Annotated in this window: 18 protein-coding genes; 1 reads left to right on the forward strand and 17 read right to left on the reverse strand. The window is 56.3% G+C overall.

The features are described from left to right. Nucleotides 1–66: 66 nt before the first annotated feature. From GOW16_RS21655 to GOW16_RS21720, 14 genes are all read right to left on the reverse strand, one after another. Complete coding sequence (locus tag GOW16_RS21655; protein WP_170419533.1) at nt 67–1,356, reverse strand: TrbI/VirB10 family protein; 1,290 nt, start codon at nt 1,354–1,356, stop codon at nt 67–69. After that, a complete protein-coding gene (locus GOW16_RS21660) occupies nt 1,356–2,180 on the reverse strand; it encodes a TrbG/VirB9 family P-type conjugative transfer protein (RefSeq protein WP_170419535.1) in 825 nt (274 codons plus the stop codon). The genes GOW16_RS21655 and GOW16_RS21660 overlap by 1 nt, the downstream gene beginning before the upstream one ends. Next, nucleotides 2,180–2,917: a virB8 family protein gene (locus GOW16_RS21665; RefSeq protein WP_170419537.1), complete on the reverse strand. Its 738-nt coding sequence runs from the start codon at nt 2,915–2,917 to the stop codon at nt 2,180–2,182. The genes GOW16_RS21660 and GOW16_RS21665 overlap by 1 nt, the downstream gene beginning before the upstream one ends. A 59-nt stretch (nt 2,918–2,976) precedes the next feature. Then, a complete protein-coding gene (locus tag GOW16_RS21670) occupies nt 2,977–4,056 on the reverse strand; it encodes a type IV secretion system protein (protein WP_170419539.1) in 1,080 nt (359 codons plus the stop codon). Further along, entirely contained in the window at nt 4,053–4,439 is a 387-nt protein-coding gene (locus GOW16_RS21675) for a hypothetical protein (protein WP_170419541.1), read from the reverse strand. The genes GOW16_RS21670 and GOW16_RS21675 overlap by 4 nt, the downstream gene beginning before the upstream one ends. Then, nucleotides 4,439–5,191, reverse strand: a complete 753-nt coding sequence (locus tag GOW16_RS21680) for a type IV secretion system protein (RefSeq protein ID WP_170419543.1) — start codon at nt 5,189–5,191, stop codon at nt 4,439–4,441. The genes GOW16_RS21675 and GOW16_RS21680 overlap by 1 nt, the downstream gene beginning before the upstream one ends. Before the next feature lie 24 nt (nt 5,192–5,215). Beyond that, nucleotides 5,216–5,395, reverse strand: coding sequence for a hypothetical protein (locus GOW16_RS21685; protein WP_170419545.1), 180 nt, complete (start codon nt 5,393–5,395; stop codon nt 5,216–5,218). Between the two features lie 11 nt (nt 5,396–5,406). Further along, nucleotides 5,407–7,833, reverse strand: coding sequence for a hypothetical protein (locus GOW16_RS21690; RefSeq protein WP_170419547.1), 2,427 nt, complete (start codon nt 7,831–7,833; stop codon nt 5,407–5,409). A 1-nt stretch (nt 7,834) separates the two neighbouring features. Next, a complete protein-coding gene (locus tag GOW16_RS21695; RefSeq protein ID WP_170419549.1) occupies nt 7,835–8,125 on the reverse strand; it encodes a VirB3 family type IV secretion system protein in 291 nt (96 codons plus the stop codon). Then, nucleotides 8,125–8,427, reverse strand: coding sequence for a TrbC/VirB2 family protein (locus GOW16_RS21700; RefSeq protein ID WP_170419551.1), 303 nt, complete (start codon nt 8,425–8,427; stop codon nt 8,125–8,127). Before GOW16_RS21700 ends, GOW16_RS21695 begins: the two co-directional genes overlap by 1 nt. Before the next feature lie 28 nt (nt 8,428–8,455). Beyond that, entirely contained in the window at nt 8,456–9,103 is a 648-nt protein-coding gene (locus GOW16_RS21705) for a lytic transglycosylase domain-containing protein (RefSeq protein WP_254429873.1), read from the reverse strand. Between the two features lie 225 nt (nt 9,104–9,328). Continuing rightward, a complete protein-coding gene (locus GOW16_RS21710) occupies nt 9,329–10,678 on the reverse strand; it encodes a DUF1173 family protein (RefSeq protein ID WP_170419552.1) in 1,350 nt (449 codons plus the stop codon). A gap of 575 nt (nt 10,679–11,253) precedes the next feature. Then, entirely contained in the window at nt 11,254–11,667 is a 414-nt protein-coding gene (locus GOW16_RS21715; protein WP_170419553.1) for a thermonuclease family protein, read from the reverse strand. Between the two features lie 117 nt (nt 11,668–11,784). Next, entirely contained in the window at nt 11,785–12,138 is a 354-nt protein-coding gene (locus GOW16_RS21720; RefSeq protein ID WP_170419554.1) for a hypothetical protein, read from the reverse strand. A 388-nt stretch (nt 12,139–12,526) separates the two neighbouring features. Here GOW16_RS21720 and GOW16_RS22655 point away from each other — a divergent pair, with 388 nt between their 5' ends. Then, the gene (locus GOW16_RS22655; RefSeq protein WP_174864302.1) at nt 12,527–13,078 is read left to right on the forward strand and encodes a hypothetical protein; all 552 of its coding nucleotides are present in this window, start codon (nt 12,527–12,529) and stop codon (nt 13,076–13,078) included. Between the two features lie 82 nt (nt 13,079–13,160). On the opposite strand, the gene GOW16_RS21730 is transcribed toward GOW16_RS22655, so the two are convergent. From GOW16_RS21730 to GOW16_RS21740, 3 genes are all read right to left on the reverse strand, one after another. Continuing rightward, nucleotides 13,161–14,108: an alpha/beta hydrolase gene (locus tag GOW16_RS21730; protein ID WP_254429874.1), complete on the reverse strand. Its 948-nt coding sequence runs from the start codon at nt 14,106–14,108 to the stop codon at nt 13,161–13,163. Then, nucleotides 14,101–15,735, reverse strand: a complete 1,635-nt coding sequence (locus GOW16_RS21735; protein ID WP_170419555.1) for an RcgA family putative transporter — start codon at nt 15,733–15,735, stop codon at nt 14,101–14,103. Before GOW16_RS21735 ends, GOW16_RS21730 begins: the two co-directional genes overlap by 8 nt. A gap of 738 nt (nt 15,736–16,473) precedes the next feature. Next, the gene (locus GOW16_RS21740; RefSeq protein ID WP_170419556.1) at nt 16,474–16,932 is read right to left on the reverse strand and encodes a rhodanese-like domain-containing protein; all 459 of its coding nucleotides are present in this window, start codon (nt 16,930–16,932) and stop codon (nt 16,474–16,476) included. Between the last annotated feature and the right edge of the window lie 82 nt (nt 16,933–17,014).

Raw genomic sequence — 17,014 nt, forward strand, 5'->3', positions numbered from 1 at the left:
GGAAAGCTCGAAAACGCTGCGGGGCACAACCCATGTTGCTCCCCGCCTGGAATGATGCTCAAGGCGTCACATATAGAGGTCTCGCGATACGAACACGTTGATGTTCTCGCCCTGATTCACCCAGATTGTCGGCGGGATCGACAGGTACTCCTCAAAGGCATCCTGACCGGAATTCGCAAAGCCATCGGTTCCTGTGGACAGATCGTTCTCGCTCAGAGTGCGATTCCCGAAGCTCGAAATGCCTGAGAAGATCGAGATAAAGAACGCCGCTTCAAATTTGAGACCAAAGTGGTGCTGGACGTTGCCAGTCAGACCGGCGCGGCCCAAGCCATCTACGCCGCGTGATCCAATCATGACCGATCGCTGGTCGGTGGTGATCACCCGGTTCCAAGCCACCAGAACCCGGCGTTGACCAAGGGATATATCTGACGAGTATTCACCAATCAGCGTTGAGCCTTTTGGTATCAGGATCGTGGTTGCATCCGCCGACCACACGTCCCGACTTATGGTGGCTTTCAATTCACCGGGAAGATCAGACGATATTGCTGTATCCAGAATGGCCGGAATCATGGTTCCTTGCGTCACCAGTCGATGCACATCCTGCAACTGAACCGCCCGCGCAGTCTGAACGGTACGAGACGCGGCCGCATCGAGGAAATCGTTGCCCGTGCTGTTATTCGAGCCGCCACCAGCACCCGCCCCGGCAGCACTGCGTCCAAGGCTATTGGTCAAAGGCTGGGTCAACCGATCTTCTTCCGCCGCAACCGCATCCTGCGCCGCATTGCCATCCTGTGCCGGTTCTGACGCTTGGCCCGGTTCTGTAATCGGCCGGTTGGCCTGAATCCGCGCGAGCAGTTCCCGTTGCCGGCGTTCATCGGCCAGCCGATCCTCTTCCAGCTTCTTCAAGAACGCCTCAAGGGCCTTTTCTTGCCGTTCGGTGCGTTTTTCGAGCGCTTCGAGGGCCGCTGCGTCCAGATCCGTGGCGGGCGCTTGCGGGGCATGCTCAGTCACAGGTTCCTCTTCCTGCGCGGCTTTGATTAACTCGCGCAGTTCGGCCAGCTCAGCCTCAAGCAGGGCGACGCGCGGATCTGGCTCTTGTGCAATCTGAGGCAGAGGTTCCGTTGGCACGGCTCCAAATAGGGTGCCCCCCTGATTGCGCTGATCCGGCGTCTCGTTGACTTCGGGAATGATGCTGTCGCGTCGGCCGCTCTCATCCCCGCCACTGTTGATCCAGAAGAACAGGCTAACAAAGGCAGTGAATGCACCGATGCCGAGGATCATGGGCAGGTTCGGGCCGCGTTTTTCTTCCTCAGAGCCTTCGATGCGGTTTTCGAGCAGTTTGTTTTTCTGTGCCATCAGCGGTTCTCCCCACCTTGACTTGCATTGCGCTGTGACGTTGATGACGAAACCCTGAGGGGCTTATTCGGGTCGCGGTTGCGGTCGATTTCATAGAGGGGGATGTTGAACACGCAGACGACATAAGGTCCGTCGCGCAGGACCAGGCGCGGATAGACGCCGGTGACGACAATAGTGCCGTCTGCCAGATCCGTTGAGTTGACCAGTCGTTCGCGCCCATTTGCATCCATGGCGAAGATAGCAGGCCGCACGCTTTGCTGTTTCAGTCGCAGATAGGTTTTGCGCCCATCGTCAAAGGCCACTTCCGGCCGCAACAACCTGTCACCACTTGCGCTGTATTGCAGATTGGCAGGCCGCCCGGTGGTGTTGAATGCCGTCTGGATGTTACCGGCCTGTCGCGGTTTGAAGCCCTTTTTCTGATCCGGATAGCTAAACCGATAGAGGAAACCGACATTATCAGGTGGACCAGCTTCATGCGCCTGAAGGAGAAACACATAGCTGCGCAGGTTGGTTTGCAGAATGAGGTTGCTGGCCTGTGAGGTGGCATGTTTGGCCTTCAGGACAAAGCCGTTACCAGCGGTCAGGGGGATAAAGTCCCAGGTCTTTGGATCGCCCCGGACCTCATCGACCATCTGTTCACCGTCTTGAAGGTGAATACTGAGAGCATAGCCCCGCGACACATCGATCTTGTACACCTCGTCAGGGTGGTACACGAGGGTGCGCACGCGCGCGTCTGTGCGGGTTCCCCGTCCTTTTTGTTCAGCTGAAACAGAGGCTGCGCCAAGTGCCAGCATCACAGCCACAGTGCAAATCAAACGCAGCATTATCGCGCCTCCTCATCCAGTCGGTAGTTGGTGACACAAAAGCCAGTTGGGTTGTTCCAACGCTCTTCCAGTGTCATGTTTCCGGTGCGGTCGAACTCGTAGCCCATCGTCACCACAAAGTTCCGCGTTGTGACCGGGGCACCCTGTTGTCGGCGCGCGCTTTTCGTGATGCGCAGTGTGGCCGAGTTTCCGTTGTGCAGGATGACAGACCGAATGCGCACATCGACTCGGCCATAGCTCCCATAGATGTTCATGGGACTGTTGAGGTTTTCTTCTTCATAGAGGGCGGCCAGATCTTCAGCCGCGCCGCCGCAGGTCTGGCCGTAGACAGCATTTAGCCGGTCTCGCTGATCATATGTGTCATAGGTTTCGCGGTCGCGGGCATATTGGAACAACAACGCCTGCGTGACATACTCGTCATCATCCAGCGTCAGATTACCCAGACGCGACTCCACGTTGACCAGGCCGGTATGCTTGTCCACGGTCATTGTGATCGGGATCAGTTCTTTCAACGGGGCCAGGGCCATGACGGCCGCCACGCCCATAACACCGATCAGTGCGCCAACCCCGCCGACAACGTAGGCCAGCCGGGCCCGGCGTTGCATAGACAGATACATCTCTTCTTCCCAGCGGTCGTGGCCGTCGTGAATGGTTGTCGTGTCCGGAAACGGTGCGCCCGGATCAAGCTCGCCAAGATTGTGCGAGCCGGGGGTAAATTCTGCCGTTGCGTGTTGCATATGGTGACTCCTCGTCTGTTGCGGGGTCAGCCCGCCAGCAAAACTGGGGTGATTTCAGATCAGGTTCGCCTGCTTCGCGCTTCTTCGGCCATGCGCTCAACCCCGCGTCTCACGGAGTCTCGAATGCGCCGACTGTTTGACTCTGCAGGCGAGGGGCCGTCTGCCTCACTGGCTGCGCTTGCGCGTTGATTGGCGACATCGCCCAGATTGTTCCCGCCGGACCCTACGCCTGTCAGCCTTCCGCCCAGAAGTTTCACTCCTTGATGACCAGCACCCTTTAACTGGGACTCGCCCAGTGCCAGCGCCGCACCGCCGATCCGCTGCGCGATCATCGGACAGATCAAGAGAAGTCCGGCGGTTATGCCGCTGATGCCCGCCAGTTTGAACATCTCCAGAGGAATGTCTGTGTCTGAAAGAACGCCGGCAGTCACGGACTGAGATACATCTTCGGTTGCGGCAAGAGCGATGCCCATGACCCCAAAGAGCAGGATTTGGAACAGAACCAGCATGGTGATGCCACGCACCCAGCCGTTGAAAATCTCTGCAGAACTGCGCAGGTAGGCCCAGACGGCCATGACCGGAAAGATGGCGAGTAGAATGGCCAACAGAACTTTCGAGGCGACGAGCAATGCAAGCGCAATGACGATCATGGCAAGGATCGCGACCGCAGCGAGCAATGCCATGATGACCACGCCAAGAGCCTCACCGGACAGGTAGTCTGTCACACCATACGAACCCAATGCAGTTGTGATGTTCCTGAAGGATGTGTCTGCAACATCGGCAAATGCAGTTGCCACGCCCTCGGCGTTCCCGGCTCCCCCAAACTGGCTGAGTACAGTGTTGCCGACATTGATGGGGAATTGGGTGAGGAATGGAAAAACATACTGGGTCCAGAGTGCGCCGCCCGACACTGCCAGATAGAATAAGGAAAATCGAAAAACGAAGGTAATGAAGCCGTCCAGTGAAAAACTGCCTCGGAACCCGGCTGTGATTGCCCAGACCCCCAGCGCGGCCCCGGCGAGAAAGGTCAGGAATTCTGCACTTGGGGCCGCAAGCGCCTGGAACACCTGTTGGGAGCCGCCATTGATAATATCGTCAAAGCTCTGATCGGTTCCGACAAGGAAATCTCTGATGCTCATGACCCTTCATTCCTTTTCCCGTATTTGCGCAGGCAGTCGTTGACGGCCTTGTCCGATTCATCGAAGGCTGCTGCGGCAATTCCGAATTGTTCCGAGATTTCTTCGCTCGTCATCCCCATCAGATCGTCGTCAATCACTACCGGATCCGCTATGCGAAGGTCTTTCTCCGGCATCGGTTCATCTGCCGCAAAGGCCGCTTCACATTTCTTGGCAAAGGCCAACCTGACATCCGCGGCATTACGGGTGAGTGTTGCGCGTTCGGCGGCAACCAGGCGCGACTTTTCGCGCTTTTCATCAGCCGTCAAAGCCAACGCTGGCTGGCCCACCGCCAGTGTAGTGGCGACGGTTGCTGCAATGAGAAGGGTGTGAGTGGTAATGCGCATCAGTTAGCTCCTTGAGGTCTGTACGCCTTGCGGGCTACGAGTTCCTGACCGCGCAGACGTTCGTTGACGATTGCAGCTTCCAGCTGACCTTGCGCCGACAGTGTTTGCAAGAGAGTGGCGAGCATCATCCCGTTTTCGACCGCTATACGTGTGTTCAGATCGATGCTGGCTTTCAGATCCTCGGTAGACGCGATCTGTTGGCGGTAGCCGTCATATCGCTGCATCGCTTCCCCAGCCCCGGCAAAGCCTTCTTCGGCGACGGCTAGACCTGCGAGGCTCGATCCGGACACTAAATCATGGGATTTCGTTACCGGGTCAGCCTCAGACCGCCCCAGCGCCTGCAGCCCGCTCAAGGGCTGGAAATCCACTTTCAGCGCTTCCAGATGATTGCCGAGACGGTTGTTCACCGAGCTTCCGGTCATCGACAAAGTGGTCAGCGAGGCCGCCAAACGTCTCGGCGTAATATCGCCGTTGAACAGGTTGCTGATCTGATCCCGCGCGCCGGTGATCGCGTTGTGCGTCGCCCGGGCCTGGCGCAGTTGCTCCTGAAGCTCGTTCAACTGCAACAAAGCGTTGTCGAGGATCTGGGTATCCAGCTGGACCATGTCTCCGGCGGAGTTCAACAGGGCGATCAGTTCGGCATGTTCCGTGGCGCTGTAGGTCGGCACACCCTGCGCGCTGGCTTTGTTGGACATTCCAACAAACCCGGCCAGAGCAAGGGCTGCGGTGGTGGTTTTGAGAAGGGTCTTCATCATCAAGTCCTCTCGTGGGGTGGGTCAGACTTTGCCGATGCTGAGCGGCGGGGTGGTGGCAAGGCCGGTTTGCGGAACCGGGTCCGCGTCTGCGATGTTGCAATTGGCCTTCAACTCGCGGGGCGGATCGACGACACCGCCGGCAATCGTACAGGCCCCGAGCAGGGGCGGGCCAAGGGCAACGAAAACGATGGTTCGGATCATTGGGAGGTCTCCTATGGGGCCTTGAGGGTCATGAAGAGTTCAAGCCAGCCGTCTTCGCCATGCTCAGCACGCAGGCGGTCCATTTCCGCTACGCTTTCACCAGTGGCGGACAGCACTCGATAGAAGGGGGCCGGCAAGTCCAACCGGGTCGAAACCACCGCTGATCCTTCGGCATTGCGGATCAGCGCGAGACGAGATTTTGGCGGCATTGACGCGACCGCGCTGAACTCCCCTTCGGTCAGGCGAAAGGTGTCGACATATGTGGCCCGATCCGCCTGCGGGTTGGCGAAGAAGATCTTGTTTTCTGACGATTGAACCAGCGTGTCAGCAATGGCCGATTTTGAGGCGTCCGACGCCTCCTGCGTCATGAACACCAGAATGCCATCGAGCTTCCGGATGGTCTTGATCCAGTCCCGAATGCGGCCAACAAACTTTGGGTCGTCAAACAGGTTCCAAGCTTCGTCGATTTCGATGATCAGCGGCTTGCCAGCGGCCAGTTTGCGCTCGATCCGGTAGAACAGATAATCCAGCAGCGGCGACCGGATATCGGTGTCTTTCAGCAACGCGGTCATATCAAACGCGGTAATGGGCTGATCTAGGCTGAAACTGTCTTGCTGGTTGTCAAACAGCCAAGCACGACTGCCGGACCCGTGCCACTTTTCCAGTGCATCGAGCAGTTGCACAGGCGCATCGCGGTCATCGACCGACCGCAAGGTGGTAACAAAGTCCGAAAAGGTGCGCAGGGCCGGATCACCCGACGCAAGGCGGCGCAGGCCGGTGGCAATCCGCCGTTCTTGTTCCGGCGTCAGCTTTTCTGCGCCGGTCAGGCGTTTGATAAACCCTTCAAGCCATTCGATCCCGGCCGCATCCGTTGCCACGGCAAACGGGTTGAACCCCAGATTGAGGCCGGGCTTCAGGTGCAGATAGGTCCCACCAAGCGCGCGGATGAACGTCTCAGACCCACGGTCTTTGTCAAAGGCGATGAAATGAGGCGGATCGGGCAGGCGGTAGCAGCAGGACATCAGGAAGTTTGCCAGCAGGGTTTTTCCTTCGCCGGGGGCGCCGAATATCGCTGTTGTGCCCGGGCCCGCGTCTTTGTCGGATCCTTCCCGGTGAAATGAAAACCAGTACGGAGTGCCGGCAAGCGTCCGGAACGCGGCCACGGGCCCGCCCCAACGCAGGTGCTCCCGCGAGCCCATCGGCCAGGAATGCAGGTTGGCAAAATCGGCAAAGTTCTTGTCGGACACAAAACGCTTTTTGCTCCGGGTCTGATAGGCGAAGTTGCCGGGCAGCTGCGCCCACCAGGCCGCCTCTAACCCGATGTCTTCGCGCCGCGTGCGCAGATCCGCGCCGGTCAGGGAAGAATTCACACGCGTGGCCGCGTCTTCCATTTCCTCGCGGGTTTCTCCCAGAACGGCAACGGTGAAGTGGTGCCGCCCAATGGACATGGCGCGCGAGGCAACCGCGTCGCGCGCCTCAGTCAAATCCTTCTGCAGCGACTCCGCTTCGTCGCCGGCATCTGCCATGCCCCGCTTGGCGTCACGGATCTTTGTGCCGCCGGACACTCGATCCAACGGTGCGTAGCTTTGGGTCGCTATGAACTCGCACCGTTCCCCCAGAAGTTCATCAAACATGAAGAATTTCGACTTTTCAGGATAGGCATTGATCGCAAAGACGGCAGCGAACCGATCCTTGTCTCTACCCGGTGACAGGCTTTCGACATGGGTGTTGCGGAAAGTGATACGACCGTTTGGCGCCGCATCCGCCAGATGCGTCCAGACGGCCGGGGCCGGTTGCCAGATCCCGCTTTGCAGCATCGACAGAAATGACAGCGTGCGGCTGCGATCCGCTTCCGTTCCGGTCAGCCTGCGCGCGCCGAACACCGACAGATCCCGCATTGCTTGTTCCGCCGCCACATGCAGGGCTTTGCGGTTCCTGGTGCGGGCCGCAGTTGTTGCCGGATCTGATGCTGTAGCGCGAAAAAACCGCAACCCGGCATCCAGCAGACGCTTGCCGCTGGTATAGGGGCGTCGCACAATTGTCAGGAAGTGAAGCAGCTGGAACGTCTCGTCCTTGTCCAGCTGTTCCCGATAGTGGCGATCCAGTTCTTCAGAAAATGCGGGACCGGTTACGGTTGGCAGCGTGTCGGACAGGTTCACTTTGGTTCGGATGATATGGCTGTAGAAGGCTGTTCGATTGTCTTCAAAACTAGAGACAAGTCGGGCGAGCGTGTCGTTGGCGGATTTGATTGCCTCCCGATCCGCGGTTTCGTGGATGAACCCCTTGAGTTCCAACAAAGCCACCAGATCCCCGTTGCGCGTCGTAAATGTCCCGTTCTGCAAGAAGCGCACATAGGGAATATGCGTGGTAGCTGATACCTCGTGTGCGGCGCGGCGTGCCGACGGCATGGCGTTTTGAATTTCCGGGTGCACATTCATGTCAGTCTCCGGCGTAGGAATTGCCGCCCCAGAAGGGCTTGTTTTTGGTGAACAGCTTGCAGTCGGCCATCGTTGCCAGATGATCCGGCAGGTAGGGATCGACGCTGACGATCCAGCGGGCGGCGAGGTAAGACGGGACGATGGCGAGCAAGCCCCAGAAGCCCAAGAACCCCTGCGTCATGATGAACAGCATCAGGGGGATGCTGATTGCCACGATGTGAAAAGTCATTGGCATCCCGGCCCTTTCTGAAGGTCGGGTGATCGCCTGGAATATCCGGTTGCCGTCGCTCATCAGGTCGCAAAGCCCTGAATGGCTTCGGCGATGCCAAACGCACCGTAGAAGATGCCCAGCACCACGATAATGACAAAAAAATGGCCCCAGGTTACTGGAACGCGCGGGCTGGCCGCAGAGATACCGGCAAGGGCAACGGCTGCACCACCAAGCAGGATACCGTTGGCGCCCGTGATGAATGCCCGGATCTGGGTGAGAATAGACACCGGGGCTGCAAATAAATCTTGTGCCAGAGCCGGGCCGCTGAACGACACCAGGGCAAGCACCGTCAGTAGTGCGACGACTTGAGGGTTGCGTTTCATGTGGTTCTGTCTCCTTGAATTGCGATGTTCATGCGTCGGGAGGGAACCCGGCCCCTTCGAGAACGGTTGCGACGTAGTGGGTGGTTTCCGAGTAGGGCGGGACGCCCTCATAGCGTTCCACGGCCTTGGGCCCGGCGTTGTAGGCTGCGAGAGCAAGCCGCCAGTTGCCGAACTTCAGGAACATGGCCTTGAGATACCGCGCGCCGCCATCGAGGTTTTGCACCGGGTCATGCGGATCGACACCAAGAGCGGCGGCTGTTGGCGGCATTAGCTGGGCTAAGCCGAGTGCGCCTTTGGGACTGACCACATTGGCGTTCCAGCGGCTTTCCTGATGCACCAGCGCATGAAACAGCGGCACCGGAACACCGTGGCGTTTGGCGGCGCGTTCTGCTTCCGCTGCCCATTCGCCCTTGGCGCGGGGGCTTGCGTTCCTTGAGACGACCTGTTCAGAATTGCCGCCATCCTCATAGTGCAAGCAAACCATTGCACCTGCCCGGAATGACGGTTCCAGGCAGGTGCGGGCGGGGGCGGTCGCACACAGCAAGCGCCCTCCACTCAACAGCGGGCCATCACGGCCCGCACAAACTGCGGCCTCGTCATTCTGAGCTTGGGCAAATGAAGCGAGTGCTGCGAATAAAGGGAGGCTAATCAGCAACGGTTTGAACACATTTTTCATGTGGACCGACTGCTCTTTTGAGACATTGGGGAGGTTGAAGTAGGGCGAGATTGCTGGTCGAACCCCATCCCAAATGTAGTTTGATTAGCATCCCTCTCCGTCGCGACATCGTCCTGTTGGCGGGGAGGGAACCCATCCCGGGCAGCACAAATCGCGGCCTCGTCATTCTGGGCGAATGCGGGGGCTGCAACTGTTGTCAGAAAAACAAGAGAGACGAGTGCGGCTTTAGCCATGGTCACTTGCTCCTTTGGGAAGAATGGGGCTATCCCACATCGTGTCGCGTTGATCGCCTGATGCGCGGCGCTCATTTACCGGTGATGGCCTCACACTCTGACCGGTAGCGCCCCCCTCCGGTGGTCGTGAGCGATGGCTGGAGGGGGACGCGCCTTGATCTGGGAACGGGCGCATCGGCCCGTCATCAAACCAGCACCAGCTCGCATACCGGGTTTCTTCAGCGGCTTTGGTGAGAGGTGCCAGCGCCCCGGCATCATCGGGGGTGGTGGCTACAAAGAGGGCAATCGGATCTGCGGTATCCAGCAGCACCGCCGATGCGATCGGTGCGTCCACCGGCAGGTTGAACCGCATCTGTTTCTGGAAGGCGCGGCTCTGTTCGGTCAGCGCGTTCAGCACATTCAGTTCGCGCAGGCCTTCGAACGGTATCCAGTTATCCGTCACCAGCATCATGCCGATTTCATGCAGAACCGGATAGCCCGCCTTTGCGATTGAAAAGCTGGCGATCAGGATGGCATGACCAGACCCCATCGCTTCGAGGAAGCGCAGCTGATCCCCAAACACCTTGTCGAACTTCTTGGACAGAACCTCGTCAGCAAAGAACGCGCAATCCGGGGCATGTTTGAAGATAAACCGCGCTCCATTTGGGGTGATTTCCTTGCCCTTGTATTCCGCAATCACGAAACCAAACGGAGTTGCACCGCGCCCGGCTGGACGCAGGTTTGTAAAGACCCGGTTCCGACGGGCAGCGATCTGGGACTTGTCTTCGAGTTTGAAAAACTCGGGGACATAGAGGATGCGGGCCAGATCCTGACCCTTGACGATCTTCGCCTCCGCGGCCCGGCGCAGTGCGTTATGAATCACGCCCCAGAACCGTTTTCCTTCCATCCTGGGATACCACTTGCCCAGATCTGCCTCATGCCAGAGGAAATGGAGGACAGACGTGATGGTTAGCTTGCGCGGTGCGGCCTTGGCCTCGGTTGGTTTTGCACCGGTCTGTTCCGGTGCGGTACGGCCCTTGCAGTTCTTGCGCAGCGGAAAGCCCAGTTTGAGCGTGGTGGTGCCATCGTCAGGATCTTCGGTGATGGCCGACGCCTGGATCTGCGCCAGCCCGGACAATTCTTCGGGCGCCAGAAAGCATGGGCAGTCAATCGCATGATCCGGTCCGGTTCCGGGCATACGCTTGACGATGAACCTGCCGCCTATGGCAGCGATATACATGGGTGGCGCAGGAACGCGACAGCGGCATTCAACGCGATCACCGGATTTGTGCGCCTGTGAGAGGCAGGTTTGACCTGTTGCACTATCGGGGTTAAGCGGCTTCTGCCAGAGATAGAGAGTCAAGGGCTTGGCCTTTCATCTCTTTGGTGCGGCGGCTTCTCGGCTTTGGTCTGAACATTGAGTGAGCAGCCGCCGCTTCCATCTTTCTGCACTGCGCGCGAACGGGGCTGGCGGGCATAGGCATGCTCCCGGGACAACCATTGGTGGGGCGCTGCCACCCGCCATCCTCTGGTTGGACCAACGCGTAGAACAGCTGTATTCAGAGTTCGCAAAGGGTCAGCATTACTGCCATAGTTAACATAAAACGGATTACGCGGGCCGCAAACGCCCAGAGATTTTGCTGACATTGACGGCCAGCATTCCGTGGAAACCTCTAACGGCTCCAAAGCTGAGCAAGGCTTTCGCTTGTCTACGGAAGTCAATGTGATTGACACCGCCGCTTTGCTGTCCTTTTTAGGGACAGCATCGAGGTTTGCTGTTTTCTTCATCATTACGGTTTTCTCTTGATGTGCGAGAATTGCCCCGGATGGCTTTGGGGCGTCTCTGGCCCTGTCAGTTGTTGGCGCAACCGACAGGGCCAATTACTGCTCGACTTGGTTCTCTTCCTCTTGTTGCATTGTTGTTTCCAGCCTTTAAGTTCAGGTGCACCAGGACAGGCGTTTGCCGCCCCAGTATTTGCGTGCGAGACCCTCAGAAATCAGAGTGGCCCCAACATCCCGCCCATCTACACGGCCAACCGCCAGGAAGCGGCCATGCTTGTCGACGTCGCGTTCAATTTCGAGATTGATGTGCCCGGCTGTTTGGATGAGTTCGGCGGGCCGTTTCGTGGCTTTCAAACCCAACGCTTTTTCGGCGTCACATTGTGGTCGATAGGTTTCAGGTGTGTCAAAACCCACAAGACGGTATCTGTCCCCAGCATGGTCAATAGTATCCCCGTCAACGACGAGCACACCTGTGGCTGAAACCTCCAAGGTCGCATTCTGATCCCAGAACTGGTGTGCAACGATCAGCACGCCAAATAGAACAGCCGTCAAAGAAAGAAGCTTTTTCACGTGGCTTGCCCTCCCACTGGGATCGCAAAGCCAGATCCGAGGGAGATTAGGTTTATGAAACCAAATGACAGGAAGAGCTTAGTTCGGCTCTCCGAGCAAGCCACATGCGGCGTTGCCTCAGTCCTCGTCGTCTTCTTTGTCGAAATCCAGGTTGATCTGTCCTCGGACACCATCTGTCGTGATGGTGAGATCATTGTGCAGAGTAATGTCACTGCCGTGTCTGAAGCGGCTGTGAAAGTTGAAGAGGCCCGGAAACAGCGACAGCCTTCTAGGAACAACCCCTTGAGACGTCGCCCTCTCAGAGATGAGGACGTTGTCCTTACCGTCATAGCGGTAGATGCAAATATATTGTGGACGTCCATTTTGCCCAAGCTCGACTAGGTCATACCGAAACTCATAGTCCTTACCTGATGCATCAAGGTCTCGTGCTTCACCTTGGGTGATCAATGGAAAGTTCTTTCTGTGCGGCATGGTCGTCCCCTTATGGGACGACTTCTTACATTCTTTCGAATTCCCCGAAAGTTCTGATCTGGTAATTTCGATACTGCAAAATTTTAAATTTGCAAAACAGAAAATATGATGATCTAACTTTTTTGCAGAAATCAGCGCAAACGATCCACGAAATCACGTTGCTCGAAAGGACTACACTATGTTTCGACTGAAGCTACTGGGATGCACATCTGCTATCGCTCTTGGATTCACTGCTCCGACTTACGCCTACCCAATCGACTGTGCGATTTTCTTATGCCTTGCTGCAGGGTGGCCCAGTTCACCAGATTGCAATGCCGCTCGAGCCGAGTTCATCCGGCGTATCACCCCCCTGCCGGTCGAACCGCCGCTTCAACTCTGGCGATGCCCAATGGGCGTAACCTCTGGTTCTGCCGACATGTCACCCATGCAGCGTCTCGATGCCATCAAATCATCAAGTGCCAACCAGCTTCCTGAATTTCCCGGGACATACGGCAAAACCCCTCAAGTTATAGATGTCTCTTACTCTCAAGAGACTTGGTGGTCGCTTGATGTCTCCGATACCTTGGAATTGGTGCCGCTTGGAACAAGCGAAAAACCGTTGGCAACTGTCGGTGCCGGTTCCCCTGCCCTTTCTGAGCCCACGTTGGCAAACGTGAATCTATCAGCTCCTGATTTCGATGTAGTCCGATCCATACGGGTGTGGCACGTCCGTCACTACAGCTACAAAGTGCGGGAACGCGAAGGGCCTTGCGAAACCCGTTTGGATATGGATGTCGGATCGTACGGCGAAAACGCCAGATTCAGTTGGTCCGATCGCGCACCTGGTCCGCATCCTGCGTGGCTACCCTTGCGTCGGCAATGTCCAAGCTATTTCCGCGGCGTGGGTGTCGAATGGTCAGACATTTTTGGCCGCTTCGACTATGTGCTCGTGCCGTACTAGCGAACACATACAGTAGCTATCTGAGCGCGGCCAGAACACGGCTAGCCTAGGAGGTCGACGCTATCGGCCTGTCTTTGTTTGTTTAGCCAAAAAGCTCACAAATTTGAGCCAACACGTTTTCGCGAACACTTGGCACCTCATACAAGACGTCGTGTCTCGCGTTTTGTATCAGCTCCAAATTCCCATTGGGCCAACGTGCCATTCTCTCCTTGATTGCGGGGGTCGCGACGATTTCGTCCTCAGCGCCACAGAATGTGAGACACGGAATGCTAGGAGACTTCAGCTTAGAAAGTGCTCGAGTTTCTTTGAGGGCTTGGTACAACCAAGACATACTTGGTCCGCCAATCTGCTGGTCAGGCAGGGATTCCGAAACGTTCTGATAGTACTGGTACATATCAGGGTCATGTGTCAGGCGGTTGTCGTCGAAATCCGTTGTCAGGACGTAACTCTCTCCGCGAGTGCCGGGAGCATAGGTGGCGCCTTTTCCAAGAGCTTGAAACGCGCCCGATAAAGGCCACGCCCCGAGCCGTTGCAATGTCGGTAAATTAATGTCCCACAGGGGGGCTGTGAACGCGCATGCTGAAATTGGCAGGCCTTCGATTATTGCCCGCAAACCGACACATGCGCCCAGAGAGTGCCCAATGAGGTACCAAGGCTGTGGCAGATCGAGAGACTTAGCCGCTTCTACCGCAGCCGCTACGTCCTTCTGGTAGTCAGAGAACCTGACGACATGGCCCATCATCGGATCTTCGGCGAGCCTGTCGGAAAGTCCCTGGCCGCGCCAATCAACCGCGAACGCGGTGTAGCCAGCGCAATGTAGATACTCGACGGTTCGTCCGTATTTTTCGATGTTTTCCGTTCGCCCTTGAAACAGAAAGACAGAACCTTTGGATGTGCCCTCTGTTGGCCAGTGGGCCACCCTGAGACGAACACTGTCATCGGCAAGAACCCAATAGGCACGCACATCAGATGGGCCTTCCGCGACTTCGGGATGAATGGGGGCATTATCCAAAACATTCGTTTTAAGCATCTAATTCTCTCGTTTTTATTGCGTGCGGTCGAGCAAGGGTGGGTCGAGCAAGGAAACATGCAGCCAGGACCAGGGCGGCAATCATAAGGATCGTGAAGCCGGGAAACACACCAATGAGCGTATAAGTCACCGTCAACAGGAGCAGGACCCCGTACATCGCCACCAAGGATGAGCTTTCCGCTTTCTCGTCATTCAGCAGGCCCAGGCTGGCAACCGCTTTACGTATTCTGGCCGTGCAGATCACAAAGACTCCGAAAATCACAAGCAGACAGAAGAAGCTGTAGTAGAAACCCGGCACATTCTGATGGAAGCCGTATCCATTAAAATGCGGGCCACTGCTCCGAATAGGGGCTTGCAGATCGGCTGCCAGCCAACCAACGATGTCCCTGCTGTCCGAGAGCAGGAAGCCGGCCTGAAGCTTCATCAAGATGGTGATCATCAGGCCCAATGAACAACACCGGAAAACTCCAACAATTAGGGCGTCGCCGATCCTTGCCAGACGCCGCCGCTGTTCTTCAGCCCCATCGTGGGCGAGGCCCGCAGAAAAATCGACGACATCATCGGTGAGCGTGTAAAGGACGATCAAGCCGGCAAAGAACAGATAGGACCCAAATGCATTCAGCAGAAAGACGAGCCCGGAGAAAACAATGGCGTTCGGAACTGAAATCATCTCAGGTTGGAAGATCGCAATTCTTCCCCAATCCACCGGCCAGTTTCCCGTGTTCCCAGTCAGCAGCGGGATCAGGTGTGTTTCCACCCAGTTGAAAGCTGAGGCTATCAAAACGGTCACAACAAACACTGCCCAATACACATAGGATAATGCTGTAGCCCTGCTTGCCCAGCTTTTGCTTGATGATGAGGTTTTCAACCTCGTCACTAAGTCAGGTCGCCATTCTTCTTTCCACTGCTTTAACAGATGGATCAACACGGCGAAGTAGATTGGCAGAAGTATGAGGAAAACAATTGTCCAATTCGGCGCCCACAAAAACCCGACTTGCTTTATCGTACCAGTCGGAAGTTCGAAAAGAACGCTGTGAATGTTAAATGAAAACGACATCAGCCCCAAAGCGGTGGCGGCGGCGAACACGACGGCAGGCAAGCCCAATGAAGAACGAGCACTGAACATCGCTTCCGTTCGTCCCACCAGTCCTGGTATCCGCTTTGGTTCCAGTGAAAAACTGCGGTTCCCTGTATTCGCAATCGCAGCTTGATCGCCGCCCTTGGAAGCACCATCAGAGAGGTTCGCTTCACGCTTTTGAGCACTCCGCATCTCTCTTCGCTTTGTCGCTAGACGCCTGTTGGCGGTATTGAGTTCCGCCCTCCAGGCGGCGATGGAGTCGGGATCGTCACAGCCGAATACGCGCGCCAGCCAATGAATGTTGTCTGCGCTAATGCCTTTGTTATTGTCCTGAAACCAATGCTGAACGGTCCGCAGGTCTACACCCGTTTTGTTGGATTCGAACTGCGAGATTGTGCTGGCAAGAAGTTCTGGCGTCCAGGAGCCGACTGGTAGTCCGGACTCATCGGTCGGAAGACCAGCGCCGACAGACATCAAGTACTTAAAGAGTTCTTTGATGTCGCTGCCGTTGTTCGGCGGAGGAACAAAATATTTCCCGCGCTTGGTCAATGGCTTCCACGCTTTCGTTTCGTTCCATTTCGTCCTGTGTCGTTTCGTTTCGTGCGATTGTCAATGAACCGGGGTACTCAGCTATAAGTTGAGCAAAATGCCGCTACATCCTCTGGGGTGAATCGCAATAATCGAACAGTCGAAAGTCCCCTACCCTTCGCTTAACGCTGGGTTTGAGGAATGGACCTGCAGGATACCAAGGAACGAAAATGCAGACACAGCAACCAAGCGAGCGCGCGAAAAGAGCCGAACCGATCATTGAGGTGCAGGATGCCCTTACTGGCAAAACAGTGGTGCTTGTCTACGCGTGGAACAACGGACAGGTAAGCGTCGCATCTAACAGTGGGTTGAAGGTAGTAGAGCTTACTCCCACGGCGCGCCTTCGTATTTGAGAGTCTAGTTCCAAAACCTGTTTTTTTTGCTCGTGGTCTGGATCTAAGTAAAAGAAACCGGTCAGTTCAGCGGCGGTTGTGTTGCAAACTTTCGGATAGACCAGAGCCATCATTGTGCGAGATGCAATTGGTCGGATCGCCAGCCCAACTAAGCTGCTCACAAAGGAATTAGCGATGAAACCCTAGATACACGCCCATCATTGACTCTGTATTTTCCGTACGACTTGGGAAGAAGGGCTAAAACTCGTCATCTGCGCTTCTGTTGGCCAGAATAGATCAAACATCGTAACCGCTTTGCATTCTAGCCGTGAATCATGTTGCTAGATGAAGTAGATGGGTCCTGATCCTAGTCTTGCTTCCAGGGCAGTTCTGCCTTTTTCCATCCATTGATAAGACCGCGATGACCTTGTGCATTCACCTCACCTTCCATACCAAACGCGACATTTGTACAATGCACATTCACACCACGCGACTGCATCTGGCGCGAGAATTCCTCTGCCGCGGAAATGGCCCGGGGACCGGCCCGGCACAGGAAGAATAGACGAGATGGGATCTCGTCACCCAAGTCATCCAACAGATCGGTTAAAAACCCAAGATTTTGGGTCATACGTGGCCAGGTATGCCATTCGACGCACAACAATCGGCGATCAATAGAAGAAAGATCAGGGCGACCTACAAAGTGCCATTCGGGATGCGTTCGAACGTCCACCATAGCGGCATCTGGTATTGCTTGCATTGCGTCCCAAACGTCGAGAGGGTCCATTTCGTCAACAACAGTGTGACTGTTTATCAGTTTGTACTCCATCGCTAGCCTCCTTTCGCGGATACTAATGAAAGTGGAAAAAAGATGATGGTCTCACAACAGTTGAAACCTAACTAAACGGAAC

It is taken from the genome of Ruegeria atlantica (assembly GCF_013033965.1).
In the GTDB taxonomy this organism is placed as follows: domain Bacteria; phylum Pseudomonadota; class Alphaproteobacteria; order Rhodobacterales; family Rhodobacteraceae; genus Ruegeria; species Ruegeria atlantica_D.

What these genes read in the sequence shown, in the direction of transcription:
- GOW16_RS21700 (WP_170419551.1), bottom strand. Translation starts at nt 8,427, where the DNA reads ATGAAACGCAACCCTCAAGTCGTCGCACTACTGACGGTGCTTGCCCTG.
- GOW16_RS21720 (WP_170419554.1), bottom strand. Translation starts at nt 12,138, where the DNA reads ATGCCGCACAGAAAGAACTTTCCATTGATCACCCAAGGTGAAGCACGA.
- GOW16_RS21690 (WP_170419547.1), bottom strand. Translation starts at nt 7,833, where the DNA reads ATGAATGTGCACCCGGAAATTCAAAACGCCATGCCGTCGGCACGCCGC.
- GOW16_RS21695 (WP_170419549.1), bottom strand. Translation starts at nt 8,125, where the DNA reads ATGAGCGACGGCAACCGGATATTCCAGGCGATCACCCGACCTTCAGAA.
- GOW16_RS22655 (WP_174864302.1), top strand. Translation starts at nt 12,527, where the DNA reads ATGGGCGTAACCTCTGGTTCTGCCGACATGTCACCCATGCAGCGTCTC.
- GOW16_RS21675 (WP_170419541.1), bottom strand. Translation starts at nt 4,439, where the DNA reads ATGCGCATTACCACTCACACCCTTCTCATTGCAGCAACCGTCGCCACT.
- GOW16_RS21730 (WP_254429874.1), bottom strand. Translation starts at nt 14,108, where the DNA reads ATGCTTAAAACGAATGTTTTGGATAATGCCCCCATTCATCCCGAAGTC.
- GOW16_RS21740 (WP_170419556.1), bottom strand. Translation starts at nt 16,932, where the DNA reads ATGGAGTACAAACTGATAAACAGTCACACTGTTGTTGACGAAATGGAC.
- GOW16_RS21705 (WP_254429873.1), bottom strand. Translation starts at nt 9,103, where the DNA reads ATGAAAAATGTGTTCAAACCGTTGCTGATTAGCCTCCCTTTATTCGCA.
- GOW16_RS21665 (WP_170419537.1), bottom strand. Translation starts at nt 2,917, where the DNA reads ATGCAACACGCAACGGCAGAATTTACCCCCGGCTCGCACAATCTTGGC.
- GOW16_RS21670 (WP_170419539.1), bottom strand. Translation starts at nt 4,056, where the DNA reads ATGAGCATCAGAGATTTCCTTGTCGGAACCGATCAGAGCTTTGACGAT.
- GOW16_RS21685 (WP_170419545.1), bottom strand. Translation starts at nt 5,395, where the DNA reads ATGATCCGAACCATCGTTTTCGTTGCCCTTGGCCCGCCCCTGCTCGGG.
- GOW16_RS21680 (WP_170419543.1), bottom strand. Translation starts at nt 5,191, where the DNA reads ATGAAGACCCTTCTCAAAACCACCACCGCAGCCCTTGCTCTGGCCGGG.
- GOW16_RS21655 (WP_170419533.1), bottom strand. Translation starts at nt 1,356, where the DNA reads ATGGCACAGAAAAACAAACTGCTCGAAAACCGCATCGAAGGCTCTGAG.
- GOW16_RS21660 (WP_170419535.1), bottom strand. Translation starts at nt 2,180, where the DNA reads ATGCTGCGTTTGATTTGCACTGTGGCTGTGATGCTGGCACTTGGCGCA.